This is a genomic window from Streptomyces sp. NPDC048696 (genome assembly GCF_043198895.1).
Lineage (GTDB): Bacteria > Actinomycetota > Actinomycetes > Streptomycetales > Streptomycetaceae > Streptomyces.
The window spans coordinates 78,565-105,495 of sequence record NZ_JBICVJ010000006.1; the positions used below are offsets into that span (position 1 = coordinate 78,565).

A 26,931-nucleotide genomic window follows, 5' to 3' on the forward strand; every position below is an offset into this window, starting at 1 on the left:
ACGGCGCAAACCCGCCTCACAACATCATCCCCGCACCTTCCGTCCCTCTGCGAAGGTTGCGCAACCGCAGCACCAACAGCCGTCGGCAACAAGGCATTTGTGTGTTTTGCGCGCGGGGTTTTTTGTTCCTGATTCACCCGGGGAGATGCGATGCGCCCGATATCGCCACCCGGGTCGAAGGGAACTCCGCTGCGCGAAAGCTTCGTCGGGCGGCCCTCCTGTGGGGGGAAGGGCCGCCCGACGAAGTCGGATCCGGGGTCGGATTCGGTCGTGTCCGCGTACGGTGGGCGGATTTGTGTGCTGACCACTTTTACCCGATGCACCGTTTTCGTACGGCCCGTGCGGTGGACAATAAGGGCATGAGTCAGCAGGGGGAGAGGCGCACCTCGGACGACGACTGGTGGACTCGCCTGTACGACGAGCCCGCCCCGGACAACGCACCCGCCAAGGCGGGCGACACCCTCGACGACCGTTTCGACTCGGCCGCGCAGGCGGTGAGTCCGGCCGTGCCGGACCCGAGGTCGGGCCGCAGCGGTCCCCGGCACGCGGCGCGCGTGCCCCAACAGCCCGTGGCCAATGACCGAATCGATCCTGCGGACCGGACGCCGGTGCAAGGGGGGCGGCCACCGGATCAGGAGCCCGCGACGCCCCCGGCCGTGACCGGCCCCCGGGCCCCCTGGCAGCCGCCCGCCCCCACGGCCCCGCCCGACGCCGGCCGCTCGGCCGCCTGGTGGGAGCCCGCCGACTCGGTGCCGCCCACGGCACCGCCGCCGCCCGCGTACGAGCCCGGGGCGATCCCCGAGCCGCCGTCGCAACCGCCCTCGGCGCCCCCGGCCGCCCCTGCCGCCGCCGCACCGGGCCCGTCGGAGCCCCCCGTCCCGCCGGAATCAGGCCCGGCGACCGTGGTCGACGCGGCACCGCAGCCCGACCCCGAACCCCCCGCACCCCGCCCTCTCGTAGCCCATGTGGGTGATGGTCCGCCCACCTATGACCCCGAGCCCACCGCGCTGCCGTTCGCCCGGCCCGACAGTCTCGGGGAGCTCGTCGCCGACACCGTGCTCGACGGGGCCCGGTACGGGGCGTATGTGCTGCGGGCCGCGTCCGTGCGGGGCGACTCCGCGCGCTACCGGGGCGAGCCGAGGCGGGACGCGCTGCTCACCGCGCGGTTCGGCAACGGCCCGGACGCCCTCGTGCTCGTCGCCGTGGCCAGCGGCGTACGGGCCGTCGAGGACGCGCACCTGGCCGCCGCCGACGCCTGCCGCTGGATCGGCGGGGCCATCGGGCGCAGCCACGCCCGGCTCGCCGACGACATAAGGGCGGGGCGGCGCGGCGACCTCAAGTCCGGTCTGCACCGGCTCACCGACCGCAGTTACGGGCGGCTGCGCGCCCGCGCCGCCGAACTGGGCGCGGAGCCCGAGCAGTACACCGCGAGCCTGCGCTGTCTGCTGCTGTCCGCCGATCCGTCCTGCCGCACCCGGGTGTTCTTCGGCGTCGGGCACGGCGGGCTGTTCCGGCTGCGCGCCGGCGCCTGGCAGGACATCGAGCCCGCGGTGCCCGAGCCGGGGGAGGTCTCCGGCGAGCCCGTCGTCGGGTTCGGCTCCGCGCCCGCCGAGACCGTCGAGGGCGACCGGCTCACCATGGACCTGCACACCGTGGAGCCCGCCCGGCCGTTCATCGATGCCCCGCCACCGCCCGCCGAACCGTTCCGCTTCCGCGCCTCGGTCGCCCGCCCGGGCGACACCCTGCTCCTGTGCAGCGGCGGCCTGGCCGAGCCGCTGCGGGGTGAGCCCGCGCTCGCCAAGGAGCTCGCCGAGCGCTGGGCCGGGGACGAGCCGCCCGGCCTCGCCGCCTTCCTCGCCGACACCCAGCTGAGGGTGAAGGGCTACGCCGACGACCGTACGGCGGTCGCGGTCTGGGAGGCGTGAGGCGGCCGACCGTGGCATGAATGGAGCCATGGGCAGACAGAACGTGGCAGAGCAGTTCGTGGACATCCTCGCCCGGGCCGGGGTGCGGCGGATGTACGGCGTCGTCGGCGACAGCCTCAACCCCGTCGTCGACGCCATCCGCCGCAACTCCGCCGTCGAGTGGATCCAGGTCCGCCACGAGGAGGTCGCGGCGTTCGCCGCGGGGGCCGAGGCCCAGCTCACCGGGAGCCTCGCGGCCTGCGCGGGCTCCTGCGGCCCGGGCAACCTCCATCTCATCAACGGGCTGTACGACGCCCACCGCTCGATGGCCCCGGTCCTCGCCCTCGCCTCGCACATCCCGTCGTCCGAGATCGGCCTCGGCTACTTCCAGGAGACCCACCCCGACCAGCTGTTCCGCGAGTGCTCGCACTACAGCGAGCTGATCTCCAGCCCGAAGCAGATGCCCCGGCTGCTCCAGACCGCCATCCAGCACGCGATCGGCCGGGGCGGTGTCAGCGTGGTCGCGCTGCCCGGCGACGTGGCCTCCGAGCCCGCCCCGGACAAGGCCGTCGAGCACGCGCTGGTCACCGCCCTGCCGTCGGTGCGCCCCGGCGACGCGGAGATCGAGAAGCTGGCCCGGCTCGTCGACGCGGCCGCCAGGGTCACTCTCTTCTGCGGCAGCGGCACCGCCGGGGCGCACGCCGAGGTGATGGAGTTCGCCGAGCGGATCAAGGCCCCGGTGGGGCACGCGCTGCGCGGCAAGGAATGGATCCAGTACGACAATCCGTACGACGTCGGTATGAGCGGGCTGCTCGGCTACGGCGCCGCCTACGAGGCCACCCATGAGTGCGATCTGCTGATCCTGATCGGCACCGACTTCCCGTACAACGCCTTCCTGCCCGACGACGTCAAGATCGTGCAGATCGACGTCCGGCCGGAGCGTCTGGGGCGGCGCTCCCAGCTGGACCTCGCCGTCTGGGGCGACGCGCGCGAGACGCTGCGCTGTCTCATCCCGCGCGTGAAGGCCAAGACAGACCGCCGCTTCCTCGACAAGATGCTGAAGAAGCACGCGGACGCGCTGGAGGGCGTCGTCAAGGCGTACACCCGCAAGGTGGAGAAGCACGTTCCCATCCATCCCGAGTACGTCGCCTCCGTACTGGACGAACTCGCCGCCGACGACGCGGTGTTCACGGTCGACACCGGGATGTGCAACGTCTGGGCCGCCCGCTACATCTCGCCCAACGGCAAGCGGCGCATCATCGGTTCGTTCAGCCATGGCTCGATGGCGAACGCGCTGCCGCAGGCGATCGGCGCGCAGTTCGTGGACCGCGACCGGCAGGTGATCTCCATGTCGGGCGACGGCGGTTTCGCCATGCTGATGGGGGACTTCCTCACCCTCGTGCAGTACGACCTGCCGGTGAAGATCGTGCTGTTCGACAACTCGTCCCTCGGCATGGTCGAGCTGGAGATGCTGGTCGCCGGGCTGCCGTCGTACGGGACGACCAACCGCAACCCCGACTTCGCGGCGATCGCCCGCGCGGCCGGGGCGTACGGGGTGCGCGTCGAGAAGCCCAAGCATCTCGCGGGCGCTCTCAAGGACGCCTTCAAGCACAAGGGTCCGGCCCTGGTCGACGTCGTCACCGACCCCAACGCGCTCTCCATCCCGCCGAAGATCAGCGCGGAGATGGTGACCGGGTTCGCGCTCTCCGCGAGCAAGATCGTGCTGGACGGCGGGGTCGGGCGGATGCTGCAGATGGCGCGCTCGAATCTACGCAACGTTCCTCGCCCGTAGGCAAGTCGTCCACTCGCGGGTCGGTAGATGGGGTGATTGTCTGCGGTCAGCCCGTCTCCGGCGGGGGTGGCCGGAAGGCGTGCGGAACCGCAGGGCTTCGCGCGCCTCAACCCGCGAATCCCGGGTTTATGGGCCCTTTAACCCTGTGAGTCGTCCGTGTGTAAGGGGTGCGGCAGTCGAGTGCCCGCTCCGGTCGGATCCGGGACGGAACCGATGGCGGTGGGCGTGGAACCGCTCCCGCGCCGGTTTCCGTCGGTCGTTGCGGAATCACCATGCGTGACGGGGGGTCACCGGGGCATGCATCTCGTGAGGGTGTTCGAGACGGGAAGGGACGTTGCGACGTGCGGGTGGGGGTCATGACAGGACGTCAGGGAGGGGCTGGATCCGATACGGGATCGCTCCAGGGGACAGGTGCGCGCGCCGCGCTCCAGGGTCAGCTGCGGCGCCGGGTGGGGCGGTCGGATCTCACGGCGGTGCCGGAAGTGCGGCGCGCGCTGCGGGAGTTGCTGAGGCACTGGGGGCACTCGGAGCCGGCCGACGTGGCCGAGCTGCTGACGTGCGAGCTGGTGACCAACGCCCTCATCCATACGGACCACGGGGCGGTGGTGACGGCCACGGTCGCGTCGGCCGGGCTCCGCGTCGAGGTCCATGACTTCATGGCCGCGCTGCCCGGGCCGCACGTACCGTCCGCCGACGACGGTACGCACGGCAGGGGCCTGCTGTTGGTACAGGCACTCGCGGACGCCTGGGGCGTTCGCGTGCACGAGGCGGGAAAGGTGGTCTGGTTCGAACTGAGTCTGGGCGGCGCGTAAGGGGCGCGGGCCACCGCCTCAGCCGAACTGCTGCTCAAGATCCTTCAGTTTGCGCTCCAGGTGGTCGAGCCGGGGCAGGGTCTGGGTGTCGTCCTCGGCGGTGAGGTCGACGGTGCGGGGCGAGGTCGCGGACTCAGCGCCCGTGACGGCCTGCAGGGAGGGCCGGTTGCGTAGAGGCAGTTGTCCCGGCTCGGCTATGGCGGGCTCCGCGACAGCCTTCGGCTGCGCGGAGCCCGAACCACCGGCGATGGACTGGACGTCGACCTGGCGCCCGCCGGGCCGCACCCGGCCGAGCGCCCGGCCCTGCCGGGTGAGCGCCTTCAGATGCGCCCGCTCCAGCTTCTCCTGCTCGCGCCGGCGCAGCCGGTTCTGCTCCTTGGCCCGTCGGTCCTCGCGCACCTCGTCGACCGCCTCGTCCAGCGTCCGTACGCCCTCCAGGAGCATCAGCGACCAGGCGCCGAACGTCTCCCGGGGCGCGCGCAGCCACCGTACGATCCGGATCTGCGGCAACGGACGGGGCACCAGGCCCTGTTCGCGCAGTGCCGCCCGGCGGGTCTGCTTCAGCGCGCGGTCGAAGAGGACCGCCGCCGACAGCGACATCCCGGCGAAGAACTGCGGCGCGCCCGCGTGGGCGATGCCGCGCGGCGCGTGCACCCAGTTGAACCAGGCGGCGGCCCCCGCGAACGTCCACACGAGCAGGCGCGAGCCGAGTGCCGCGTCGCCGTGGCTGGCCTCGCGCACGGCGAGCACCGAGCAGAACATCGCGGCGCCGTCGAGGCCGAACGGGACCAGGTACTCCCAGCCGTCGGTCAGGCCCAGGTTCTGCCGACCGAAGCCGACCAGGCCGTGGAAGGAGAGCGCGGCGGCGACGGCCGCGCAGCAGAACAGCAGTCCATAGGAGGCCGTGCCGTACACGGCCTCCTTCCTTCTGCGGCGATCCTCGCTGCGTTCCCAGCTGTCGTCGCCGGACGAGCCCTCACCGCCGACGCGCTTGCCGCGCGCGAGGACGACCAACGCCACGACGACCCCCACGATCATCACGCCGCCCGGAAGCAGCCAGTCCAGAGATATGTCGGTCAGTCGCATGCGGTGTCCCTTGAATCACGTAAGGCATCTCGGGCGCCATAGTGCTCCTGCCGTACGGGGCCGCAGGGGGTTTTCGGGGCAAGAGACCGCCATTGGACGCCCGTGGCATTCGGATAGGTGCGATCTGATCGAACTTGCGTGGCCGCAGAGCGAGTTGAGTTCGAATGCGACTCACTCCGACGGGTGGCGTGGCGCGTGTGGATTCAGGACGCCGTGCCGAGCTTGGCCACCCGGTCGGCGTCGCAGGTACGCGGACAGGTGACGCAGGTGTCCTCGGGACGCAGGGTGTAGAAGAGGCAGCAGCTGGCCCGGTCGCGGGTCGGCAGCGGCTCGCCCGCCGGTCCCGTCAGCTCACGGAACCCGGCGCCGCCGACATACGGCTTGGTCGAGCCCGGCAGCAGCCGCTCCAGCTCGCCCATCGCGCGCGGCTCCTCGCCGAGCAGCGCCGCCACGTACCACAGGCCCTCGACGATCTCGTCGGTCGCCATGCCCCACAGCGCCCGCCGGCCCCGTCGCATCCGGGGTCCGAAGCCGTCGAGCACCGGGCCGATGTGCTCGGCCACGGCCGCGCGCACCTCGGCGCGCAGCGCCTCCTCGTCCGGGACGACCCGGGCGCCGGGCAGCGCGCCCGCCGGGTCGCCGGGCAGGCACGCGAACTCCCGCACCCGGACGGTCAGTCGCCCGAGCGTGCGCTGGAAGGCCACGTCCTCGACGGGTACGCGAGGTACGCGGCGGTGCAGAAACCAGGGGACCGTGATGAGCAGACAGGCCGGCCAGGCGTAGCGGTGGAAGCCGAACGACGCGATCACGTCGGGGCGGGCCCGCTGCCCGTAGTCCCGCAGGACCTGCTCCTCGTCCCAGCCGAGGAAGGCGTCCAGGGCGGACCCGCCCTCGGCGAGCTGGTGCGCGCCGACCCACCCGGGGGAGTCCGGCAGCGGCTCGCCGTCCGCGTGCTCCGCCACCCGCAGGCCCGGGTAGACCTCGGCGAGGCGCGCGTAGGACGCCGCAAGCGGGCTCGGGAGCAGCGTCGACACAGTCATGCAGGGACCACCGAATCACGATCGTTTGCAGGTAAGGCTTACCTTAGCGGATGAGTGCGAGGTTTGAACTGTCGCTTTGTCCGCCTATGGTGCTGGGGAGATACCGAACGGTAGGAGGGCCTGGGGTGGAGCAGGGCAGAGAGCGCGAAGCGGCGGTGGCGCCGTTCGGGTTGCCCCGCGTGCCCGCGCAGGCCCGTGCCGAGGGCGACCCCAGCGCACGCGGTGAGCACACCCACAGCGAGCCGCCCGCCCCGCAGCACCAGGTCCGGCGGCACTCGGTGCGCGGCCAGATCCTGGAGGCGCTGCGGGCCGCGCTGGTCGACGGCGAGCTGGTGCCGGGCGAGGTGTACTCGGCGGTGGCGCTCGGCGAGCGCTTCGGCGTCTCGGCGACTCCGGTACGCGAGGCCATGCAGCGCCTGGCCTCCGAGGGTGCCGTCGAGGTCGTGCCGAACCGGGGTTTCCGGGTCACCGAGCGCAGTGCCGTCGAGCTCGCGGAGCTGGCCGAGGTGCGGGCGCTGATCGAGGTGCCGGTGATGCTGCGGCTCGCGCGTTCCGTCCCGGCCGCGCGCTGGGCCGATCTGCGCCCGCTCGCCGAGGCGACCACCCAGGCGGCGGCGGTCGGCGACCGGGCGGGGTACGCGGAGTCGGACCGCGCCTTCCATCGCGCGGTGCTGGCGCTGGCCGGGAACCAGCAGCTGCTCCAGGTCGCCGAGGATCTGCACCGGCGCTCGCAGTGGCCGCTCACGGTGACCGCCGCGCCGGTCGCTCGCCATGCGGAGTTGGTCGCGGACGCGGCGGAGCACATGGCGTTGCTGGACGCGTTGATCGCCCAGGATCTGGTGGTTGTCCAGTCCCTGGTGCGGGAGCATTTCACGGGGTCTGCGCTGTAACGCTGCGCTGTAACGCTGCGCTGTGCGGCGGGTGCGGGCCGGTGGGGGTTGCTCGCGCAGTTCCCCGCGCCCCTACAGGAGGGCCCGAAGGGCCCATTTAGGGGCGCGGGGAACTGCGCGACCAGCCCAGCACGGTCCGCAGACAAGCAGAAATAGGGGCGCCCCCAACGGGTCAGGTCGTCGCCGGCGCCGGTGCCAGATGCGCCGCGAGCCACGTCGGCACTCCGCCCAGGAGACGGAACAAACGCGCCGCCTCCGTGCGGAGCCGCGTCGCCTCCGGCTCCGGCTCCGCCTCGGCGAGCGCGGCCAGCGCCGGGGCGGTGCCGACCAGATACCCCAGCTCCTCCCGGATCCGCAGCGACTCGGCGAAGCCGTGCCGCGCCTCCGCCAACTCACCGTCGCGCAGGGCGAGTCCGGCCAGCTGGCGCCAGGTGAACGAGAGCAGCAGCGTGTCCCCGTGCGCGGTGGCGCCCGCGTGGGCGCGGCGGTAGGCGGCCCGGGCCGCCTGGGGCGAGTCGGCGACGTTCTCGGCGAGCAGCCCGCGCCGGAAGTCCAGTAGTGCCCGGCTGCGCGCGGCCGGGGCGATCAGCGCGGCCGCCCGGCCGAACGCCGAACGGGCCTCGTCGGCCCGGTCCCGTACGCCCAACAGCGTTGACGCGTACGCGAGTTGGCCCCGCTCGCAGGCCGCCGCCCCGCGTTCCTCGTCGTCCCCGGCCACCGCCTCGGCGCCGCGCAGCGCCTCCTCGGCCTCGGCCCAGCCGCTCTCGGTGTACAGACAGCGCTCGGTGAGCAGCGCGGCCCGCTGGAGGGCCGCGGCGGGCTCGGCGCAATGTGGCTCAAGCAGGGCGGCCGCGTCCGTCCAGCAGCCGCGCGAGCGCAGCCGCCACACCGCGGTCTGAAGCGGATCCCCGTCATCTGCAGTCGTTCCGGAACCAGACATGGCGGGATACGCCACGTTGCCCTCCCCGAGCGCGCCATTGAGCTGATGAGTCGCGGGCCAAACGTCGTGGCCGCATCTCAGCACGGATTGGCACGCCGGGCCAAGGGCCATGCGTGAATTCCTTCACAAACGGCGGGTTGCGGTGCGTCGGGGTGGTGTTCCCGGCCGTCCGCGCCGCTTTCGCGCCCTCTCAGCTCATCCGCAGGGCCAGGAAGAAGTCCAGCTTGTCCTCCAGACGCGAAAGGTCACGCCCCGTCAGTTGCTCGATCCGGCCGACCCGGTAGCGCAAGGTGTTGACGTGCAGATGCAGCCGGGTGGCACAGCGGGTCCAGGAGCCGTCGCAGTCGAGGAACGCCTCCAGGGTCGGGATCAGCTCGGCCCGGTGGCGCCGGTCGTAGTCGCGCAGCGGGTCGAGCAGCCGGGCGGTGAAGGCGCGGCGCACGTCGTCCGGGACGAACGGCAGCAGCAGGACGTGCGAGGCCAGCTCGTGGTGGCCGGCCGCGCAGACCCGGCCGGGCCGGGCGGCCGCGACCCGGCGGGCGTGCCGGGCCTCCTCCAGGGCGCCGCGCAGGCCCTCCGCCGAGTGCACGGCCGCGCTGACACCCAGTGTCAGCCGCCCGTCGTCGGCGAGGCCCGCCGAGAGCGGCGCCTGGACGGCGGCGAGCAGCGCGTCGGCGTGCAGCCCGCTCTCGGCACCTTCGGGGCCCACGGCGGGCAGCGGCACCAGGGCGATCGCCTCGTCGCCCGCGTGGGCGACCGCGATCCGGTCCGAGGAGTCGGATCCGGACACCGCCGGGTCGACCAGTATTTCCTCCAGGAGCGCCTGGGCGACCGGGCCGCCCGCGATCTCGGCCGCCCCGGTGGCGGACTGGCTCCAGTCGACCCGGGCCACGATGACCTGCCAGTGCGGCGCCGAGCCGAGGCCCGGCAGCAGCACGGGCGCGGCGACCCGCAGCCGGGCCGCGATCTCGGCGGGCGCGGCACCGGTCTGCACCAGCTCCAGGACCTCCTGGGCGAGCCGTCGGCGTACCGCGCGGGCCGCGTCGCGGCGGTCGCGCTCCACGGCGATCAGCTGGGTGACGCCCTGGAGCAGATCGAGCCGGGCGGCGGGCCAGTCGCCCGCGTCCGCCTCGACCGCGAGCAGCCAGTCCGACAGGACCGTCTCGCGCACGTCACGGGCGGCGGGGGCCGCCCCGCGCCCGCTGTGGCGGATCGGGAACAGCGAGTACGTGGTGCCGTTCAGCACGGCCCGGTGGGGGCCGCGGCGGCCGGTGCGGGTCGCGCCGAGATGTTCACCCGCGAGAGTGGCGCCGACCGCCGGGTCGAGCGGGTCGCCCGCGCCCGCGATCTGCCGCCCGGTGGGGGAGAGCACCCAGGCCCGCAGGTCCAGGTCGGAGCCGAGCAGGTCGAGGACGACCTCCGGGCCGCCGCCCGCCGGGCCCGAGGTCATCAGCCGCCGGTGCCGGTCGACGACCGCCGCCAGGTCCCCGGCCCGCTCGCCGGACACCTGGCGCACCACGTGCTCGGTGATGGTCGCGAAGGCGACCGACTCGTTCACCGCGAACAGCGGCAGCCGGTGCTGTGTACACGCACGGATCAGGTCGTCCGGGATCGCGCCCAGCTCGGCCTCGCCGGCCGCCAGGCCGACCACCCCGGCGCCGGCCAGGATCCGTACGAATGGCTCGGAATCGTCGGCGTCCCGGCGCCAGGCGAGCCCGGTGAGAACGAGCTCGCCGCCGGAGAGGTAGCGGCTCGGATCGCGCAGGTCAGTGGTCATCACACCGCGTACGGTGCGGTCCAGCTCGTCCTCGCCGCCGAGCAGCCGCAGCCCCAGCGCGTCGGTCTCCAGAAGTGCGCGCAGCCGCATCGCGTGTCGCCGCCGATCTGTCTTGTTGTTGCCGGTGGAAAGCGGTGGGGTTACTGAGCACCGCCTTTCATACGAATCTACAAGACGTAGATGGAGACCAGCCAACTCCTTCATGGTTTCGGTGACTGCACCCGGCGGAGCGAGGCTTGTGTACTGGGGCCACACAGCGTTAACAGCACATGAACGACTTTGAAGCCCAGGCCCTGCCGTCACCGGGACCCGCGCGAACGACCCCGATTGAGAAGAAGAGAGCCACTCATGGACTTCCTTCGCCCCGCCAGCTGGGAGGAGGCGCTCGCCGCCAAGGCCGAGCACCCCACGGCTGTGCCCATTGCGGGTGGCACCGATGTGATGGTCGAGATCAACTTCGACCACCGCCGGCCCGAGTACCTTCTGGACCTGAACCGCATCGAGCTGCTGCGCGCGTGGGAGGTCGGCGAGGAGACCGTACGACTCGGCGCGTCCGTTTCGTACACGCAGATCATGGAGAACCTGCGGGCCGAGCTGCCGGGACTGGCGCTCGCCTCGCACACCGTGGCCTCCCCGCAGATCCGCAACCGCGGCGGTGTCGGCGGCAACCTGGGCACCGCGTCCCCGGCCGGTGACGCCCACCCGGCGCTGCTCGCCGCGGGCGCCGAGGTCGAGGTCGAGTCGGTGCGCGGCGCGCGCCTGATCCCGATCGACGAGTTCTACACCGGTGTGAAGCGCAACGCGATGGCGCCGGACGAGCTCATCAAGACGGTGCACATCAAGAAGGCGGACGGCCCCCAGCAGTACTCCAAGGTCGGCACCCGCAACGCGATGGTCATCGCGGTGTGCGCCTTCGGCCTGGCCCTGCACCCCGAGACCCGCACGGTCCGCACCGGCATCGGCTCCGCCGCCCCGACCCCCGTCCGGGCCAAGGCCGCCGAGGAGTTCCTGAACGCCGCGCTCGACGAGGGCGGCTTCTGGGAGAGCGGCAAGATCATCACTCCCTCGATCGCCAAGCAGTTCGCCGAGCTCGCCTCCGCCTCCTGCAACCCGATCGACGACGTACGAGGCACCGCCAAGTACCGCCGGCACGCCGTGGGCATCATGGCCCGCCGCACCCTCGGCTGGACCTGGGAGCAGTACCGCGGCACCGGCCGCTCGCTTGAAGGAGCTGCATAACCATGCGCGTCAATTTCACGGTCAACGGCCGCAAGCAGGAAGCCGACGACGTCTGGGAGGGCGAGAGCCTTCTCTACGTCCTGCGCGAGCGCATGGGTCTTCCGGGTTCGAAGAACGCCTGTGAGCAGGGCGAATGCGGCTCCTGCACGGTCCGCCTGGACGGTGTGCCGGTGTGTTCCTGCCTGGTCGCGGCCGGTCAGGTCGAGGGCCGCGAGGTCGTCACCGTCGAGGGCCTGGCCGACTACGCCAAGCACCGGGACGACGCCCACCCGGGCGGTGCCTGCGCCTCCGGGGCCTGCGGCACCTCGGTGGACGCCGCCCAGCGCTGGCAGGCCAAGCCGGCCGACGGCCGCAGCGCCGAGTCCGGCGAGCTCTCCCCGATCCAGCAGGCGTTCATCGACGCCGGCGCCGTGCAGTGCGGTTTCTGCACCCCGGGTCTGCTGGTCGCGGCCGACGAGCTCCTGGAGCGCAACGCCTCCCCGTCCGACCAGGACATCCGCGAGGCCCTCTCCGGCAACCTCTGCCGCTGCACCGGTTACGAGAAGATCCTCGACGCGGTCCGCCTCGCGGCCGCCCGTCAGGAAGAGGCGGTCTGACGATCATGGCCACCACTGGTACTCCCACCAACATCACCCAGGGCTCCAAGACCAAGGGCGGCATCGGCGAGTCGACGCTGCGCCCGGACGGCACCCTCAAGGTCACCGGTGAGTTCGCGTACTCCTCGGACATGTGGCACGAGGACATGCTCTGGGGCCAGACCCTGCGCTCCACGGTCGCCCACGCCGAGATCAAGTCGATCGACATCTCCGAGGCCGTCGCGATGCCCGGCGTCTACGCCGTGCTGACCTACGACGACCTGCCGACCGACGTGAAGAACTACGGCCTGGAGATCCAGGACACCCCGGTCCTCGCGCACGGCAAGGTACGCCACCACGGCGAGCCGGTGGCGCTGGTCGCCGCCGACCACCCGGAGACCGCGCGCCGCGCCGCCGCCAAGATCAAGATCGAGTACGTCGAGCTGCCGGTCATCACGGACGAGGCGTCCGCGACCGCCCCCGACGCGGTCCTGGTCCACGAGGGCCGCGACGACCACCACATCGGCCACGTCCCGCACCCGAACATCGTGCACCGCCAGCCGATCGTGCGCGGCAACGCCGACGAGGCCGCCAAGCGCGCCGACGTGATCGTCAAGGGCGAGTACACCTTCGGCATGCAGGACCAGGCCTTCCTCGGCCCGGAGTCGGGCCTGGCCGTGCCGTCCGAGGACGGCGGCGTCGAGCTGTACGTGGCCACCCAGTGGCTGCACTCGGACCTCAAGCAGATCGCCCCCGTCCTCGGCCTGCCCGAGGAGAAGGTGCGCATGACGCTCTCCGGCGTCGGCGGTGCCTTCGGCGGCCGCGAGGACATCTCGATGCAGATCCACGCGTGCCTGCTCGCGCTGCGCACCGGCAAGCCGGTCAAGATCGTCTACAACCGGTTCGAGTCCTTCTTCGGCCACGTCCACCGCCACCCGGCGAAGCTCTACTACGAGCACGGCGCCACCAAGGACGGCAAGCTCACGCACATGAAGTGCAAGATCGTCCTGGACGGCGGCGCCTACGCGTCGGCCTCCCCGGCGGTCGTCGGCAACGCCTCCTCGCTGAGCGTCGGCCCGTACGTGATCGACGACGTCGACATCGAGGCCATCGCGCTCTACTCGAACAACCCGCCCTGCGGCGCCATGCGCGGCTTCGGCGCGGTCCAGGCGTGCTTCGCGTACGAGGCCCAGATGGACAAGCTGGCGGCCAAGCTGGGCATGGACCCGGTCGAGTTCCGCCAGCTGAACGCCATGGAGCAGGGCACGATCATGCCGACCGGCCAGCCGGTCGACTCCCCAGCCCCGGTCGCCGAACTGCTGCGCCGCGTCAAGGCCCGCCCGCTGCCGCCCGAGCAGCAGTGGCTGGCGGCGGGCGAGGCGGCGGACGTCCGCGCGCTGCCCGGCGGTCTCTCCAACACCACGCACGGCGAGGGTGTCGTACGGGGTGTGGGCTACGCGGTCGGCATCAAGAACGTCGGCTTCTCCGAGGGCTTCGACGACTACTCCACCGCCAAGGTGCGCATGGAGGTCATCAACGGCGAGCCGGTCGCGACCGTGCACACCGCGATGGCGGAGGTCGGCCAGGGCGGTGTCACCGTCCACGCGCAGATCGCCCGCACCGAGCTCGGCGTCACCCAGGTGACCATCCACCCGGCCGACACCCAGGTCGGCTCCGCCGGTTCGACGTCGGCCTCGCGTCAGACGTACGTCACCGGCGGCGCGGTCAAGAACACCTGCGAGCACGTCCGCGAGGCGGTCCTGGAGATCGGCCGGCGCAAGTTCGGTTCGTACCACCCGGCCTGGGCGACGGCCGAACTCCTCCTGGAGGGCGGCAAGGTCGTCACCGACGGCGGCGAGGTCCTCGCGGACATCGTGGACGTCCTGGAGGACGAGGCGGTGGAGCTGGAGCTGGAGTGGCGCCACCGGCCCACCGAGGCGTTCGACCTGCGTACCGGCCAGGGCAACGGCCATGTCCAGTACTCGTTCGCCGCGCACCGCGCGGTCGTCGAGGTGGACACCGAGCTCGGCCTGGTCAAGGTCGTCGAGCTCTCGGTCGCCCAGGACGTCGGCAAGGCGCTCAACCCGCTGTCCGTAGTCGGCCAGATCCAGGGTGGTACCACCCAGGGCCTGGGCGTGGCGGTCATGGAGGAGATCATCGTCGACCCGAAGACCGCGAAGGTGCGCAACCCCTCCTTCACGGACTACCTCATCCCCACCATCCTCGACACGCCGACCATCCCCGTCGACGTGCTCGAACTCGCCGACGAGCACGCCCCGTACGGGCTGCGCGGCATCGGTGAGGCCCCGACCCTCTCGTCCACCCCGGCCGTCCTCGCGGCGATCCGGAACGCGACGGGTCTGGAGCTCAACAGGACCCCGGTACGCCCCGAACACCTCACGGGTACGTAGCCCCTGGCCGGGGTGGGGGTGAAAGAAAGATTCCGGGGGACTTGCGTCCCCCGGGCCCCCTCTGAAAAGCCCTCCGGGCGGTGCGTGCATCCCAGGAACGTCACACTTCCCCACCGCCCGCGCCGCCCGGAGTACAGGAGTACCGCACCGCTCGCGGTCCTTCGCACCACCAGCACCACCCGCACCACCATCCCCAGCAGTACCCGAATGACCAGCACCGCCCCCGCCCTGCGGTACCGGAAAGGAACCGGTACCCCCGCAGTCCGCGGAAACGTTCGTCTCGGGCCGTCCCCCGGGTCGTGCAGCCCACGCACCATCCCAAATCCCGCAGCTTGTCTGACTGAGATCCCCAAGTCTTATGCGGGTGCCCCTTTGAACCTTGGGAGTAGGCACCATGACCCAGCAGTCCCTGGAGCCCAAGACCACCGCCGAGGACGCGGGCTCCGGCTCGCGCGTCCCCGCCGGCAGATCTTGGCTCGACCGGTACTTCCACATAACGGACCGAGGATCGTCGGTCGCGCAGGAGGTGCGCGGCGGCATCACCACCTTCATGGCGATGTGCTACATCCTCCTGCTCAACCCGCTGATCCTGTCGACGCCCGACGTCGACAAGCACACGCTGGGCCATGCGGGCCTGGTGACCGCCACCGCGCTCGCGGCCGCGGTCAGCACGCTGCTGATGGGCTTCATCGGCAAGGTCCCGCTCGCACTCGCCGCCGGACTCAACGTCTCCGCGGCCCTGACCACCCAGGTGGTCCCCAACATGACCTGGCCGCAGGCCATGGGCATGTGCGTCATGTACGGCGTGGTCATCATGCTGCTGGTCGTCACCGGCCTCCGTGAGATGATCATGAACGCCATCCCGCTGCCCCTCAAGCACGCGATCACCATGGGCATCGGCATGTTCGTCGCCCTGCTCGGCCTGGTGAAGGCCGGGTTCGTGGGGCGCGGCAAGGGCGGCCCCGTCACCCTCGGCGCCACGGGCGAACTGGTCGGCTGGCCGGTCCTCTTCTTCGCGGTGACCCTGCTCCTGATCTTCGCCCTCCAGTCGCGCAACGTTCCCGGCGCGATCCTGATCGGCATCGTGACCGGCACGGTCCTCTCGCTCGTCGTCACCAAGGTCGGCGGTCTGACCGACAAGGACTGGGGCGGAGCCGCCCCCGGCCTGAGCGGCAGCGCGGTCTCCAAGCCGGACTTCGGACTCTTCGGCCATGTCGAGTTCGGCGGCTGGGGCCAGATCGGCGCGATCAGCGTCGGCATGATCGTCTTCACCCTGGTGCTCGCCGGCTTCTTCGACGCGATGGCCACCATCATCGGCGTCGGCCAGGAGGCCAAGCTCGCCGACGACAAGGGCCGGATGCCGGGCCTGTCCAAGGCGCTGTTCATCGACGGCGCGGGCGGCGCGATCGGCGGCGTCTCCGGCGCCTCCGGCCAGACCGTCTTCATCGAGTCCGCGACCGGCGCCGGTGAGGGCGCCCGTACCGGCCTCTCCTCGGTCGTCACCGGCCTGTTCTTCGCGGCCTGTCTCTTCTTCACCCCGCTCACCCAGCTGGTTCCGGCCCAGGTGGCCGCCGCCGCGCTGGTCGTGATCGGCTCGATGATGATGAGCGCCGCCAGGCACGTGGACTGGAACGACCGCGCGGTGTCGATCCCGGTGTTCCTCACCGTGGTCCTGATGCCGTTCACGTACAACATCACGGCCGGTGTCGGCGCGGGCGTCATCGCCTACACCGTCATCAAGGCGTCCCAGGGCAAATGGCGGGAAATCGGCGGGTTCATGTGGGCGCTGTCGGGCATTTTCCTCGTCTACTTCGCGCTGAGTCCCATTGAGAGCTGGCTGGGCGTCAAGTAGGTCACCATCGGGCGTACGACCGTCGCCCTCCACTGATCCGTTCCGTAAGGAGACCGACATGCTGGACATCGCCGAAGAGCTCAACCGGTGGGTCGAGCAGGGCCGCGCCTTCGCCGTCGCCACCGTGGTGGCCGTCGGCGGCAGCGCGCCCCGGCAGCCGGGTGCGGCCCTCGCCGTCGACGGCGAGGGCACGGCGATCGGCTCGGTCTCGGGCGGGTGTGTGGAGGGCGCGGTGTACGAGCTGTGCCAGCAGGCGCTGGCGGACGGCGAACCCGTGCTCGAACGTTTCGGCTACAGCGACGAGGACGCCTTCGCGGTCGGCCTGACCTGCGGCGGCGTCATCGACATCCTGGTCACGCCGGTGCCCGCCGACTCCCCCGCGCGGGAGGTGTTCGCCACCGCCCTGGAGGCTGCGGCGCGCGACGAGGCGGCGGCCCTGGCCCGCATCACCGAGGGCCCGTCCGACCTGGTCGGCCGCCCCCTCCTGGTGTATCCCGACGGTACGTACGAGGGCGCCCTCGGCGGCCACCCCGAGCTCGACCGGGCGGTGGCGGAGGAGGCCCGGGCGATGCTGGACGCGGGGCGCACGGGCACGCTGACCCTGGGCGCCGACGGCCGCCTGTGCGGGCGGCCGCTCACGGTCCTGGTCGAGTCGAGCGTGCCGCCCCCGCGCATGATCGTCTTCGGCGCGATCGACTTCGCGGCGGCGCTGGTGCGGGTGGGCAAGTTCCTCGGCTACCGCGTCACGGTGTGCGACGCGCGCCCCGTGTTCGCCACGAGGACGCGCTTCCCGGAGGCGGACGAGATCGTGGTGGAGTGGCCGCACAAGTACCTGGCGTCGACGGAGGTGGACGCGCGCACGGTGCTGTGCGTCCTGACCCACGACGCGAAGTTCGACGTCCCGCTCCTTGAGGCGGCGCTGCGGCTGCCGGTGGCGTACGTGGGCGCGATGGGCTCGCGCCGCACCCACGAGGACCGCAACGCGCGCCTGCGCGAGGTGGGCGTGACGGAGCTGGAGCTGGCCCGTCTGCGCTCGCCGATCGGCCTCGACCTCGGCGCGCGTACGCCGGAGGAGACGGCGTTGTCGATCGCGGCGGAGATCGTGGCGAATCGGCGCGGGGGCAGTGGGGTGTCGCTCACGGGTGCGCACACCCCGATCCACCACGAGCGCGGGGACGGCCCGACGGGCCGGATAGGTTCGGTGGCGTAATTTTCTGCGGGCCGTCTTGGGCTGGTCGCGCAGTTCCCCGCGCCCCTACAGGAGGGCCCGAAGGGCCCATCCAAGGGGCGCGGGGCTGTGACATTTGCGGCTCCGCCGCGTGGGCGCGAGCAACCCAGCACGGTCCGCAGCCGAACGAGGCGGGGTGCAGGGGCCGCAGGCCCCGCGGAGGGGTCCGGGGGCGCAGCCCCCGGGAGACCACCTTCACCCCCCACCCACCCCCGGAGGGTCAAGGGAACGGGCGGGGTGGGGGATTCACGCCTCCGGGGACATCAGCGCGTCCCCCAACCCCGTCCGCGCATACAGCACCACCCTCCCCGCCCGAGCCCGGCTCACCAGGCCCGTGCGGTGCAGGACGGACAGGTGGTGGGAGACCGCGCTCGGGGTGACGGCCAGGCGGCGGGCCAGTTCCGTCGTCGACGCCGGGCCGTCCAGGGACGCCAGCAGGGCCGCCTTGGGCGCCCCCACCAGCGACGCGAGCGCGCCCGGCGGACGCGGCGGCCGGGACTCCCACAGGGTGCCAAGACCCCGCGCCGGATACGCGATCGTCGGCGGCTCGTCCGGCCCCACCGGACTGATCGCATGCCGTGCGAACAGCGTCGGCACCAGCCACAGCCCCCGCCCGTCCACCGCCGCCCCCAGCTCCAGATCCCGGTGGACGAACAGGGTCAGCTCGCCCGCCCGCCACACCGCCGTCGGGTCGAGCGAGGTGAGCAGCGCCGCCGCCCCGTCGCGGGCCAGCAGCTGGGCCCGCCACACCATGTCCGCCTCAAGGACCGACCTCATCCGCCCCCAGTGCGGGGCGATGGCCGTGTGCCAGTACGACTCGACCACGTCCGCCATCGCGTTCCGCAACTCGGCCGGATTCGCGGCCAGTTCGGACAGCCGTGGCGGCAGGGCACGCCTCGCGTACGCCGCCCGCACGTCCGCCAGCGCCTTCTGCGGCGGCGTCGCCCGTACCCGTCTCAGCTCGTCCTCGACGTCCGGCAGCGGGGAGTCCGGGCGCGGCGTGAGGAAGTCCGGGATCCAGCCGCTGCCCCCCACCGCCAACTCGCCCAACAGCGACGTGTCGAGGCCCGCGGCGGCCAGCGCCGTGCGGGTGCGGCGGATCCACGGCAGATGCAGCGCGTACTTGTCCGGACGCCGCAGCGCCCACAGACTCGTCGCCGTCTCCAGCAGCGGTGAGCAGGCGAAGCGCATGTCGGCGAGGTCGTCGACGCCGAATCGGTAGCTGAGCATTGAGCCATAGCCTAAATCTCTGTCCGCCCGGCACGGAAGGGCGTTGGGTGGACGCATGTCCTCCACCTCCTCCGGGGTGGCAGCCGTGCTGCCACCCCGCGGTCCGCTGCGCGCGTACGCCGCCACCACGCTCGCCGACTGGATCGGCAACGGCCTCTTCCACACCGGCGCCGCCCTCTTCTTCACCCGCGTCGTCGGGCTCGCCGCCACCCAGGTCGGCCTCGGCCTCACGATCGCCGCACTGCTCGGCCCCGCCGTCGCCGTCCCGGCCGGACGGCTCGGCGACCGGTTCGGCCACCGCCGCGTCTATCTCGCCACCGTGCTCGTACGGGCCGTCGCCTTCGCGGGATATCTCCTCGTCGACGACTTCGCCGGCTTCCTCGCCGTCGTGTGCGTGATCGCGCTCGCCGAGAGCGCGTCCCGGCCGGTCAGGAGCGCCTACCTGGCCCGGCTCGCCGACTCCTCGGCACTGGTCGCGGCCAGCGCGTACAGCAGGGTGATGCTCAACATCGGCTTCTCGCTGGGGAGTCTGGGCGCGGGCGCCGCCCTGGCCGCCGACTCCCGTACGGGATACGCGGCGCTCGTCGTCGGCAACTGCGCCTCGTACGTGGTCGTCGCCCTCATCGTGGCGCGCATGCCCGACGGCGAGCCGCCCGCCCGGCAGGCCGAACGCGGCGGCCCCCGCCGGCGCGCGCTGCGCGACCGCCGCTTCCTCGTCCTCGCCGCGCTCTCCGGGCTGCTCTACATCAACGCCGACGTCCTCAACCTCGGCCTCCCGCTCTGGATTTCGCAGCGTACGCACGCGCCCACCTGGTCGATCGCGGTGCTGATGCTGCTCAACACCGCGCTCGCGATCCTGCTCCAGGTGCGCGCCGCCCGGGGCAGCGACACCGTCACCGGCGCGGCCGTGGCGGGCCGGCGCGCGGGGTGGGCGCTGCTCGCGGCCTGCGCGGTGACCGCGACGACCGCGACCCTGCCGTCGGCATGGGCGGTCGTCGTCCTCGCGGTGGGCGTGGCCCTGCTGACGGCGGGCGAGCTCTTGTCCTCGGCCAGCGGCTGGGGCATCTCGTACGGCCTCGCCGACCCCCACCGCCAGGGCGAGTTCCTGGGCGCCTGGAGCCTGGGCTCCGACCTGGCCAGAGCCGGAGGCCCCCTCCTCGTGGCCACACTGGTGACGCGGGGCGGCGCCCCGGGCTGGCTGCTCCTGGGCACGTTGTTCCTGGCAGCAGGCACGGTCACGCTTCCGGTGGTCCGGCTCAAGGGGCGCGGGGCTGTGACATGTGCGGCTCCGCCGCGTGGGCGCGACCAGCCCCCCACGGTCCGCAGCCGCAAGACGTCAACCGCTCAATCCTCCTCGGGCGGCGTATCCGACGTAGTCGAATAAGGCTTGATGTCGAGCACCGGAGTGCCATCCACAAGGTCCACCCCGTCGAAGTACAGGACGTTCTCCTTGACATCACGGATCCGCACCAGACTCAGCCCGATCCGATTGTGCCGATTGGGCGTACGCGTGGCGTAGACGCCGGTCGTGCGCCCGCTCTTCTCCCACCCCCGCGGCACCACCCGCAGCGGAGTGGTCTCCTCCTCCGTCTGGTCGTGCAGCCAGGTCAGCAGCCAGACGTACCAGCCCGGCGCGAGCCCGTCGAGGCCGGGTGCGTACGGCTCGAAGAGCACGACCCGGCCCTGGTCCTCGTACGCCAACGTCGCCTGCGGCGGGGCTTGTTGGGGCCGTGCGTACTCGGTCACTACGTACCCGATCGGCGACATCGGCACGACCGTGTCGGCGGTGGGACGGGCGGGCTGTTCGGACACTGCGTATCTCCTCACACTCCGGAACCAGGACACCCCATGCTGACCCGGCGCGGGCTGCGCGAAACGCGCCGGTTGTGCGCGAAAGTTGAGAGACAGATGCCTGACAATCAATAACGCTGACAATATAGTGGGCAGCCGGGAGGGACGGCCCGCGTCGTCCGGGAGTGCGGCCCGAACCGTCGGGCCGGTACGAGGAGGCAGCCCGTGAGACTGAGTCCGCCGTTACCCGAACCGCCGGGCATAGCCGCCGCCGTGCTCTGGCTGCCGTCCCGGCGCCTCGACCGCGACGAGGCGGTGGCGGCCGGCCGGCTCGACCAGGAGACCGCGGACCGGCTCGGCTATCGCGCACTCAGCGAGAGCCCCGACCGCGCGGCCCCCGAAATGGCCGTCCTCGCCGCCCAGAAGGCACTCGCCGACGCGGGCTGGTCCGGTGACGACCTCGGCCTGGTCGTCCATTCCTGGATCTACCACCAGGGCCATGACTTCTGGTCCGCGCCGCACTACGTGGCCCACGGCGTCGGCGCCCGGCACGCGACCCCGCTCGGGGTGCACCAGACCTCCAACGGCGGTGTCGCGGCCCTGGAGGTGGCGGCCGCCCGGCTCGCGCTCGACCCCACGGTGGACCGGTGCCTGGTGACCACCGCCGACCGGTTCGTGGAGCCCGGCTTCGACCGCTGGTTCGGCGACATCGACGTGGCGTACGGGGACGCGGCGACCGCGCTGCTCCTGGACCGCGAGGCGGGCCCGTACCGGCTGCTCGCGATCTGCTCCGTCAGCGTCCCCGAGTACGAGGTCCTGTACCGGGGCGGCGACGCCTTCACCCCCGCGCCCCGCACCGCGTACGACACCATCAGCGCGCGGCGCACCAAGCTGTTCTTCCGGGCGGCCGGCGGCTGGCCGAAGTTCGTCGCCGTACTGCGCCGCTCGGTGCAGCGCGTGGTGCTCGACGCCATCGCGGACGCCGGGCTCACCCCGGCCGACCCCCGGCTGCGCTGTCTGGTGCTGCCCCGGCTCAGCACGGGCGCGCTCGGCCAGTTCTACGAGCCGTCCGTACGTGAACTCGCCCTGCCCCACACCGAGATCCTCGACCTCGGCCGCGACACCGGGCACCTCGGTGCCGGGGACCCCGTGGCCAACCTCGCGACCCTCCAGGCCGACGACCGGCTCGCGCCGGGCGAGGTGGCGCTGTTCCTGAGCGCGGGCAACGGCTTCACCTGGTCGTGTGTCGCGATAGCCCATGAGTAGCCCATGAGTAGGCGCGATGGCCCATGAGTGGGACGGACCGCGTCACACCCGTCGGCCGTGGCACGTCTTTTCCGTACGAATGTCCTTCCGTTGAAGCAGTGAGAGGTGCAGGCGAGTGACGACGAGCAACGAGGCCCTGGTCATCGGTGCCGGTGTGGCCGGGCTGACCACGGCGGTATGTCTGGCGGAGCGGGGTTACACGGTCCGGGTGGTCGCCGAGCGGCCGCCCCGCAGGACGACCTCGGCGGTGGCCGGGGCGATCATCGGCGGTCCCGCGATCGCCGACGAGATCGAGGCGGAGGCCAAGTTCGCGCCCACGGCGATCACCCGGCCGTGGCACCAGGCGAGCCTGGCCGAGTTCACGGCGCTGGCCAAGCAGCCGGACAGCGGTGTCCATCTGACCCGGGGGCGGCTGGTCAACCGGCAGGCCGACGGCGGCCATGAGTGGGCCGCCCATCTGCCCGGCTACGAGCCGTGCGGCGCCGAGGAGGGCGGCGGGTTCCCGGTGGCGTTCCGGGTCGAGCTGCCGACCGTCGACATGCCGGTCTATCTGGAGTATCTGGCGGGCCGGGTCACCGCGGCCGGCGGCAGCGTCGAGGTGGGCGAGGTGGCCTCGCTCGACGCGGCGGCCGCCGAGGCGCTGCTCGTCGTCAACTGCACCGGCGTCGGGGCGCGGGCACTCGCCAACGACCCGAAGGTCTTCCCGGTGCGCGGCCAGCACGTGATCGTGGAGAACCCGGGGATCGAGGAGTTCTTCTTCGAGCAGAACCCCGGCCCGAACTCCACGAGCTACTTCCCGCACGGCCGCCGTCTGGTGTGCGGCGGCACCGCCGAGCGCGAGGTGTGGAGCATGGACCCGGACCCGGCGCAGACCGAGGAGATCCTGGCCCGCTGCATCGCGGTCGAGCCCCGGATCGCCGGGGCCGCGGTCACCGGTGTCGAGGTCGGCCTGCGCGCCTCGCGGCCGCAGACCCGCCTCGAAGTGGAGCGGATCGGGTCCGCCCGGGTGATCCACAACTACGGCCACGGCGGTATCGCGGTCGGCCTGTCCTGGGGCTGCGCCCAGGACGTGCTGCGGCTCGCGGTCGGCGGCGCCACCGCCGAAGTCGTCTCATGACGGCGGCCCCGCCGGACGGCCCCGGCCTCGCGGCCCTGTCGCCCGGCGCGACCGTTCTGCTGCAACGGCTCGACGCGCTCTTCGAGGGCTGGGGGACCGGCGGCGGCGCCTTACCCATGATCATGCCGCCCCTGCTGCCGGTCGCCTCCCTGGCCAAGCTCGACGTGTACGACAACTTCCCGCACCAGGCGCTGGTGGTCGGCACGCTGGACCTGACGCGGCATCAACAAGGCGTGCCGCACGAGGAGTTCGAGGGCCAGGTTCTCGAACCCGCCCGCTTCGGCCTTCCCTCGGCGGCCTGCTTCGCCGTCTACCTCCACCACGAGGGCCGCGCCCTCGACGACGGTACGACGGTGACGGTGCTGGGCCGCTGCTTCAGGCGCGAGGAGCACTACGACGGGCTGCGGCGCCTGCTCGGGTTCCATATGCGCGAGATCGTGGCGCTCGGCTCGCACGAGTTCACCCAGGAGCATCTGCGCCGGTTCGAGGAGCGCGTCCTCGCACTCGCGGCGACCCTCGGCCTGGACATGCGCAAGGAGGCGGCGACCGACCCGTTCTACGACCGGGGCGGCCAGCGGGCGCTGCTGCAGAAACTCGCGCCCGTCAAGCACGAGTTCATCGTCGACGACCTGGCCGTCGCCTCGGTCAACGTCCACCGCAACTTCTTCGGCGAGCGCTGCGGCATCACGCTCGCCGACACCGGCAAGGCCGTCCACACCAGCTGCGCGGCCTTCGGTCTGGAGCGCTGGCTGTCCGTGCTGCACACGAGGTACGGAAGCTGGGAGGCGGCGACGGTGGCCGTGGAGAAGGCGGCCCTGGAGCAGGCGCCCGTGGCGCTCGGCGGGGCGGAGCGGTGAGCGCCGCCCGGGCCGCCGAGCTGGCGGAGGTCGTCGCCTGGATCAGCGGGCGCCACCCGGAGGCGGCCGAGATCGGCCCGGACGACGATCTGATCGAGAGCCGGCTCATCGACTCCCTGGGGTTCTTGGAGTTCATCGTCCTGATCGAACGGCTCAGCGGGCGGCCCGTCGACGTCGAGACCCTCGACCTCGACGACTTCCGTTCGCTGAGCCGGATCGATGAGGTGTTCTTCAGTGGGCCGTCGGGTCGTAGCTCGGCGGACTGATGAGCGGATAGACCTCGAAGTCCAGGTGCAGCCCGGCGGGACTGCGGTAGAGCAGCTGCATCAGCTGCTCGTGCGACTCCACGTCGTAGATGTTGAGCCCCGCCGAGGCCCCCACCAGGATCCAGCGGTTCTTGATCAGGCCCTTGTCCTCCAGATCCTTGGTGTACTGGAAGCCCTCGGCCAGCTTCTCCTGGAACTCCTCGATGCTGATTCCGATCGGGGCCCGCTTGGCTATCACCGCGAACAGCGCCATCGACTTCTCCTCGGTTCGTCACGTACCTGCACTCGGATCAAGTCCGTTGAAGACAAGGTCAGTTGAGCGAGTCGGGGGCTTCCCGGTCCACGGCCGGCGGCGGTCCGGCGGGCATCGTCATGGCCCGGTCGGAGCGGGCGAAGCGCATCCGTGCCAGGGTGCCGACGATCGACACCGGTACGGTCGCGGTGGCCGCGATGGCGAACAGCAGCCCGAAGTCGCCGCGCCCGGCGAGCGGGCCGACGGCGGCCGTGCTGATGGCGGCGCCGGTGAACACCGAGCACGCGATCAGCGCGGTCGCGCTGCCGCGGACCTCGGGCGCCGCCGCCTCCAGGATCCACGCCTGGAGGGCCGACTGGCCGACGGCCAGGGCGAGTCCGGCGAGCGCGCTGGCGATCAGGATGCCCGCGACCGACTGGGTGAGCGCGGCCGTGAGATAACCGGTGAACAGCAGGCCGGTGCCCCAGCCGAACATGCCCGCGCCGGTCGCCCGGGCGTCGACGGCTCTGACCACCACACTGCCGCCGATGGCCGCCACGCCGTACGCGCTGGTCACCAGGCCCGACATCAGGACGCTGCTGCCGTGCTTCTGGAGGGCGGCGTTGAAGAAGTTGAACAGGCCCATCATCGCCGCGCCCTCGATGAAGGTGAACGGGATGAAGAAGCGGAACCAGCCGTCCCCGAGGACCTGGGCGAACCGCTCCCGGGCGCTCGGCCCGGCCTCGCGCACCCGTGGCGCCTCCGGCAGCCTGGCGTACACCACGGCGAGCAGCGGCGCCGCCACGGCCGGGATCAGCAGCGGGGAGCGCCAGTCGAGCAGATCGGTGAGGATGCCCGCGACGACGGTCGCGGAGGCGGCGCCGACCGCGCTGGACGACATCAGCGCGGCCATCGTCCGCTGGCGGCGCTCCATCGGGATGTGGTCGCCCACGTACGCCACGGTCACCGGGATGAGGGCGGCGGCGAAGCCGCCCGCGATCGCGCGCCCGACGATCAGCAGGGCCACGTTCGGCGCGAGGGCCGCGCCCAGGTCCGCGACGCCGAGGCCGAGCAGCGCGGTGCGCAGGACGCGCACCCGGCCCACCCGGTCCGAGACCGAGCCGTGCACCGGCTGCATGATGCCGACCATCGCCAGATAACCGGTCAGAGCGAACGCCACCGTCCCGAGCCCCACCCCGAAGTCCTTGGATACCGGGACCAGTACGGGGTTGATGACGACGAGGTCGAAGTCGAGCAGGAAGAACCCGCCGCACAGCACGGCCACGACCGCGCGGTCGGAGAGCGCCCCTGCCTTGCCCGTCATCAGGCGGCCGCCCGTACGGCGACGCAGGACCAGCTGAACCCGCCGCCGAGGCTGAGCAGCAGGGCCACCTCCCCCTCGGCGAGCCGCTTCTCCGCGTGCAGGGTGGCCAGGTTGGCGGCGGAGTCGCCCGCGCCCAAGTGGCCGGTGCCGCCACCGAGGTTGAGGACCTCGGCGTGGCGCAGGCCGAGCCGGTCCACCGCCGGCAGGAAGAACTCCGCCAGCGGACCGGCGCCGAGCCGGGGCAGCGTCAGGAACCGCACCTTCGGGTCGTCGGCGGTGAGCCCCGCTTCGGTGAGCGCGGTGCTCACCACTTCGAGGACGGCCTCGATGAGCGCCGCCGCGAACGCGGGCTCGGCGCCCGAGGCGACGAACGCCCGCTTGGTGCGGCGGACGTCGATCCGCGGCAGGGTGCGCGGCATCGAGCTGAACTCGTCGTCGCCGCGGTGCATCGTCTCGTACTCCGAACGGACCACCGTCGCCACCGACAGCAGCTCGTACGGGCCCCGTTCGCGGTCGAGGAGCAGGGCGGTGCCCGCGTCGCCGTAGACGAGTTCGTAGTCGCCGAGCCAGCGGTCGAAGGCGGGGGCGAGGAAGCGGTCGCCGGTGGTGACCGCGCTGCGCGCGACCGAGGGGTCGGCGATCATCCGGGCGGCGGCGACTTCGAGTGCGGCGGCTCCGCCGTTGCACATCTGCTGGACGCCGACGGCGGTCGCGGTGGAGGCGCCCATGTGGTGGGCGACGTAGTTGGCGGGGGACCAGAAGTCATGGCCCTGGTGGTAGGTCCAGGCGTGCGTCACCATGTCGACGCTCGCGCCGTCCCACCCGGCCGCGTTCAGCGCGTCGGTGGCCGCCGAGACCGCCATCTCGGGCGCCGAGCGGTCGGGGCTCACGGTGACTTCGCGGTAGCCCAGACGCGTCGCCGTCTCCTCGTCGACCCGTCCGGCCGCCAGTGCGGCCTCGGTCGTGTCCCGCCGGTCCGGGAGCCACAGGCGGGCGGCCGCGATCCGCAGGGGCGAGGTTAAGGGTGGGGACAGACGCACTGGGTCCTCCCGGAATGGGCCCCGGAGGGCATCGTCAGTGATGCGGATTATCAGCGAGAGTCTTCTCCACCCCGGGATGCCGCGTCAAGGGCCGAAAGGCGCAAGTCGCGCGCCCTTTCCGGCGCCGCCGCACGCCCTGGCGACTCCCGCTCGGCCGAGCGAGGGAGCCGGACGAACGCGGAGCGCGAGCGCACGGGGAGTCCGGCCGGGCGCCGGTCCTCCGCGTCCTGTCGGATTTCTCTGCCTATGGGAGCTTACGTCC

Annotated in this window: 23 protein-coding genes; 14 read left to right on the plus strand and 9 right to left on the minus strand. The window is 72.2% G+C overall.

Features of this window, described 5'->3' with window-relative positions:
* Positions 1-359 precede the first annotated feature (359 nt).
* From ACGFRG_RS14295 to ACGFRG_RS14305, 3 genes are all read left to right on the plus strand, one after another.
* Positions 360-1,925 (plus strand): protein phosphatase 2C domain-containing protein, encoded by a 1,566-nt coding sequence (locus ACGFRG_RS14295; protein WP_361424696.1) that lies wholly within the window; start codon positions 360-362, stop codon positions 1,923-1,925.
* Positions 1,926-1,953: 28 nt separating this feature from the next.
* Positions 1,954-3,696 carry a pyruvate dehydrogenase gene (locus tag ACGFRG_RS14300; RefSeq protein WP_393263859.1) on the plus strand — a complete coding sequence of 581 codons (1,743 nt, stop codon included), beginning with the start codon at positions 1,954-1,956 and terminating at the stop codon, positions 3,694-3,696.
* A gap of 356 nt (positions 3,697-4,052) precedes the next feature.
* Positions 4,053-4,508, plus strand: a complete 456-nt coding sequence (locus tag ACGFRG_RS14305; RefSeq protein WP_361424702.1) for an ATP-binding protein — start codon at positions 4,053-4,055, stop codon at positions 4,506-4,508.
* A gap of 18 nt (positions 4,509-4,526) precedes the next feature.
* Here ACGFRG_RS14305 and ACGFRG_RS14310 read toward each other — a convergent pair whose 3' ends face one another.
* The gene (locus ACGFRG_RS14310) at positions 4,527-5,594 is read right to left on the minus strand and encodes a DUF2637 domain-containing protein (protein ID WP_361424705.1); all 1,068 of its coding nucleotides are present in this window, start codon (positions 5,592-5,594) and stop codon (positions 4,527-4,529) included.
* Between the two features lie 203 nt (positions 5,595-5,797).
* A complete protein-coding gene (locus tag ACGFRG_RS14315) occupies positions 5,798-6,634 on the minus strand; it encodes a (2Fe-2S)-binding protein (RefSeq protein ID WP_393263861.1) in 837 nt (278 codons plus the stop codon).
* Positions 6,635-6,759: 125 nt separating this feature from the next.
* Between ACGFRG_RS14315 and ACGFRG_RS14320 the strand changes: the two genes are divergently transcribed.
* Complete coding sequence (locus tag ACGFRG_RS14320) at positions 6,760-7,524, plus strand: GntR family transcriptional regulator (RefSeq protein ID WP_361424711.1); 765 nt, start codon at positions 6,760-6,762, stop codon at positions 7,522-7,524.
* A gap of 172 nt (positions 7,525-7,696) precedes the next feature.
* Here ACGFRG_RS14320 and ACGFRG_RS14325 read toward each other — a convergent pair whose 3' ends face one another.
* The gene (locus ACGFRG_RS14325) at positions 7,697-8,464 is read right to left on the minus strand and encodes a hypothetical protein (RefSeq protein ID WP_361424714.1); all 768 of its coding nucleotides are present in this window, start codon (positions 8,462-8,464) and stop codon (positions 7,697-7,699) included.
* A gap of 190 nt (positions 8,465-8,654) precedes the next feature.
* Complete coding sequence (locus ACGFRG_RS14330; RefSeq protein ID WP_393263864.1) at positions 8,655-10,331, minus strand: PucR family transcriptional regulator; 1,677 nt, start codon at positions 10,329-10,331, stop codon at positions 8,655-8,657.
* Positions 10,332-10,589: 258 nt separating this feature from the next.
* Between ACGFRG_RS14330 and ACGFRG_RS14335 the strand changes: the two genes are divergently transcribed.
* From ACGFRG_RS14335 to ACGFRG_RS14355, 5 genes are all read left to right on the plus strand, one after another.
* Positions 10,590-11,480: an FAD binding domain-containing protein gene (locus tag ACGFRG_RS14335; protein ID WP_393263866.1), complete on the plus strand. Its 891-nt coding sequence runs from the start codon at positions 10,590-10,592 to the stop codon at positions 11,478-11,480.
* 2 nt (positions 11,481-11,482) lie between these two features.
* The gene (locus ACGFRG_RS14340) at positions 11,483-12,076 is read left to right on the plus strand and encodes a (2Fe-2S)-binding protein (RefSeq protein WP_393263868.1); all 594 of its coding nucleotides are present in this window, start codon (positions 11,483-11,485) and stop codon (positions 12,074-12,076) included.
* Positions 12,077-12,081: 5 nt separating this feature from the next.
* Positions 12,082-14,466 carry a xanthine dehydrogenase family protein molybdopterin-binding subunit gene (locus ACGFRG_RS14345; RefSeq protein ID WP_393263870.1) on the plus strand — a complete coding sequence of 795 codons (2,385 nt, stop codon included), beginning with the start codon at positions 12,082-12,084 and terminating at the stop codon, positions 14,464-14,466.
* Positions 14,467-14,860: 394 nt separating this feature from the next.
* A complete protein-coding gene (locus ACGFRG_RS14350) occupies positions 14,861-16,318 on the plus strand; it encodes an NCS2 family permease (protein ID WP_361424729.1) in 1,458 nt (485 codons plus the stop codon).
* Positions 16,319-16,376: 58 nt separating this feature from the next.
* Positions 16,377-17,528: an XdhC/CoxI family protein gene (locus tag ACGFRG_RS14355; protein WP_361424732.1), complete on the plus strand. Its 1,152-nt coding sequence runs from the start codon at positions 16,377-16,379 to the stop codon at positions 17,526-17,528.
* 264 nt (positions 17,529-17,792) lie between these two features.
* Here ACGFRG_RS14355 and ACGFRG_RS14360 read toward each other — a convergent pair whose 3' ends face one another.
* Positions 17,793-18,776: a DUF5937 family protein gene (locus ACGFRG_RS14360; RefSeq protein ID WP_361424735.1), complete on the minus strand. Its 984-nt coding sequence runs from the start codon at positions 18,774-18,776 to the stop codon at positions 17,793-17,795.
* A 55-nt stretch (positions 18,777-18,831) separates the two neighbouring features.
* Between ACGFRG_RS14360 and ACGFRG_RS14365 the strand changes: the two genes are divergently transcribed.
* Positions 18,832-20,160: an MFS transporter gene (locus tag ACGFRG_RS14365; RefSeq protein ID WP_361424738.1), complete on the plus strand. Its 1,329-nt coding sequence runs from the start codon at positions 18,832-18,834 to the stop codon at positions 20,158-20,160.
* On the opposite strand, the gene tsaA is transcribed toward ACGFRG_RS14365, so the two are convergent.
* Positions 20,121-20,588, minus strand: a complete 468-nt coding sequence (gene tsaA / locus ACGFRG_RS14370) for a tRNA (N6-threonylcarbamoyladenosine(37)-N6)-methyltransferase TrmO (protein ID WP_361424741.1) — start codon at positions 20,586-20,588, stop codon at positions 20,121-20,123. The two genes, ACGFRG_RS14365 and tsaA, sit on opposite strands and share 40 nt — an antisense overlap.
* A 204-nt stretch (positions 20,589-20,792) precedes the next feature.
* Here tsaA and ACGFRG_RS14375 point away from each other — a divergent pair, with 204 nt between their 5' ends.
* From ACGFRG_RS14375 to ACGFRG_RS14390, 4 genes are all read left to right on the plus strand, one after another.
* Positions 20,793-21,833: a ketoacyl-ACP synthase III family protein gene (locus ACGFRG_RS14375; RefSeq protein ID WP_361424744.1), complete on the plus strand. Its 1,041-nt coding sequence runs from the start codon at positions 20,793-20,795 to the stop codon at positions 21,831-21,833.
* 115 nt (positions 21,834-21,948) lie between these two features.
* Positions 21,949-22,950: an FAD-dependent oxidoreductase gene (locus tag ACGFRG_RS14380; protein WP_393263874.1), complete on the plus strand. Its 1,002-nt coding sequence runs from the start codon at positions 21,949-21,951 to the stop codon at positions 22,948-22,950.
* On the plus strand, positions 22,947-23,807 hold the full coding sequence (locus ACGFRG_RS14385) for a hypothetical protein (protein ID WP_393263876.1): 861 nt from the start codon (positions 22,947-22,949) through the stop codon (positions 23,805-23,807). The genes ACGFRG_RS14380 and ACGFRG_RS14385 overlap by 4 nt, the downstream gene beginning before the upstream one ends.
* Positions 23,804-24,073: a phosphopantetheine-binding protein gene (locus tag ACGFRG_RS14390; protein ID WP_393263878.1), complete on the plus strand. Its 270-nt coding sequence runs from the start codon at positions 23,804-23,806 to the stop codon at positions 24,071-24,073. The genes ACGFRG_RS14385 and ACGFRG_RS14390 overlap by 4 nt, the downstream gene beginning before the upstream one ends.
* Here ACGFRG_RS14390 and ACGFRG_RS14395 read toward each other — a convergent pair.
* From ACGFRG_RS14395 to ACGFRG_RS14405, 3 genes are read right to left on the minus strand one after another with little or no spacing between them, the layout of a single operon-like run.
* The gene (locus ACGFRG_RS14395; protein ID WP_188278740.1) at positions 24,039-24,326 is read right to left on the minus strand and encodes a muconolactone Delta-isomerase family protein; all 288 of its coding nucleotides are present in this window, start codon (positions 24,324-24,326) and stop codon (positions 24,039-24,041) included. The genes ACGFRG_RS14390 and ACGFRG_RS14395 overlap by 35 nt on opposite strands.
* Positions 24,327-24,384: 58 nt before the next feature.
* Positions 24,385-25,629, minus strand: a complete 1,245-nt coding sequence (locus ACGFRG_RS14400; RefSeq protein ID WP_393263880.1) for an MFS transporter — start codon at positions 25,627-25,629, stop codon at positions 24,385-24,387.
* Positions 25,629-26,669 (minus strand): 3-oxoacyl-[acyl-carrier-protein] synthase III C-terminal domain-containing protein, encoded by a 1,041-nt coding sequence (locus ACGFRG_RS14405; protein ID WP_361424759.1) that lies wholly within the window; start codon positions 26,667-26,669, stop codon positions 25,629-25,631. The genes ACGFRG_RS14400 and ACGFRG_RS14405 overlap by 1 nt, the downstream gene beginning before the upstream one ends.
* Positions 26,670-26,931: the final 262 nt, after the last annotated feature.

Excerpts from the sequence above, each read along its gene's own strand:
- ACGFRG_RS14325 (WP_361424714.1), bottom strand. The coding sequence starts at position 8,464 with ATGTCTGGTTCCGGAACGACTGCAGATGACGGGGATCCGCTTCAGACC.
- ACGFRG_RS14400 (WP_393263880.1), bottom strand. The coding sequence starts at position 25,629 with ATGACGGGCAAGGCAGGGGCGCTCTCCGACCGCGCGGTCGTGGCCGTG.
- ACGFRG_RS14330 (WP_393263864.1), bottom strand. The coding sequence starts at position 10,331 with ATGCGGCTGCGCGCACTTCTGGAGACCGACGCGCTGGGGCTGCGGCTG.
- ACGFRG_RS14365 (WP_361424738.1), top strand. The coding sequence starts at position 18,832 with ATGTCCTCCACCTCCTCCGGGGTGGCAGCCGTGCTGCCACCCCGCGGT.
- ACGFRG_RS14310 (WP_361424705.1), bottom strand. The coding sequence starts at position 5,594 with ATGCGACTGACCGACATATCTCTGGACTGGCTGCTTCCGGGCGGCGTG.
- ACGFRG_RS14340 (WP_393263868.1), top strand. The coding sequence starts at position 11,483 with ATGCGCGTCAATTTCACGGTCAACGGCCGCAAGCAGGAAGCCGACGAC.
- ACGFRG_RS14360 (WP_361424735.1), bottom strand. The coding sequence starts at position 18,776 with ATGCTCAGCTACCGATTCGGCGTCGACGACCTCGCCGACATGCGCTTC.
- ACGFRG_RS14300 (WP_393263859.1), top strand. The coding sequence starts at position 1,954 with ATGGGCAGACAGAACGTGGCAGAGCAGTTCGTGGACATCCTCGCCCGG.
- ACGFRG_RS14395 (WP_188278740.1), bottom strand. The coding sequence starts at position 24,326 with ATGGCGCTGTTCGCGGTGATAGCCAAGCGGGCCCCGATCGGAATCAGC.
- ACGFRG_RS14385 (WP_393263876.1), top strand. The coding sequence starts at position 22,947 with ATGACGGCGGCCCCGCCGGACGGCCCCGGCCTCGCGGCCCTGTCGCCC.
- ACGFRG_RS14335 (WP_393263866.1), top strand. The coding sequence starts at position 10,590 with ATGGACTTCCTTCGCCCCGCCAGCTGGGAGGAGGCGCTCGCCGCCAAG.
- ACGFRG_RS14355 (WP_361424732.1), top strand. The coding sequence starts at position 16,377 with ATGCTGGACATCGCCGAAGAGCTCAACCGGTGGGTCGAGCAGGGCCGC.
- ACGFRG_RS14315 (WP_393263861.1), bottom strand. The coding sequence starts at position 6,634 with ATGACTGTGTCGACGCTGCTCCCGAGCCCGCTTGCGGCGTCCTACGCG.
- ACGFRG_RS14345 (WP_393263870.1), top strand. The coding sequence starts at position 12,082 with ATGGCCACCACTGGTACTCCCACCAACATCACCCAGGGCTCCAAGACC.
- ACGFRG_RS14295 (WP_361424696.1), top strand. The coding sequence starts at position 360 with ATGAGTCAGCAGGGGGAGAGGCGCACCTCGGACGACGACTGGTGGACT.
- ACGFRG_RS14305 (WP_361424702.1), top strand. The coding sequence starts at position 4,053 with ATGACAGGACGTCAGGGAGGGGCTGGATCCGATACGGGATCGCTCCAG.
- ACGFRG_RS14350 (WP_361424729.1), top strand. The coding sequence starts at position 14,861 with ATGACCCAGCAGTCCCTGGAGCCCAAGACCACCGCCGAGGACGCGGGC.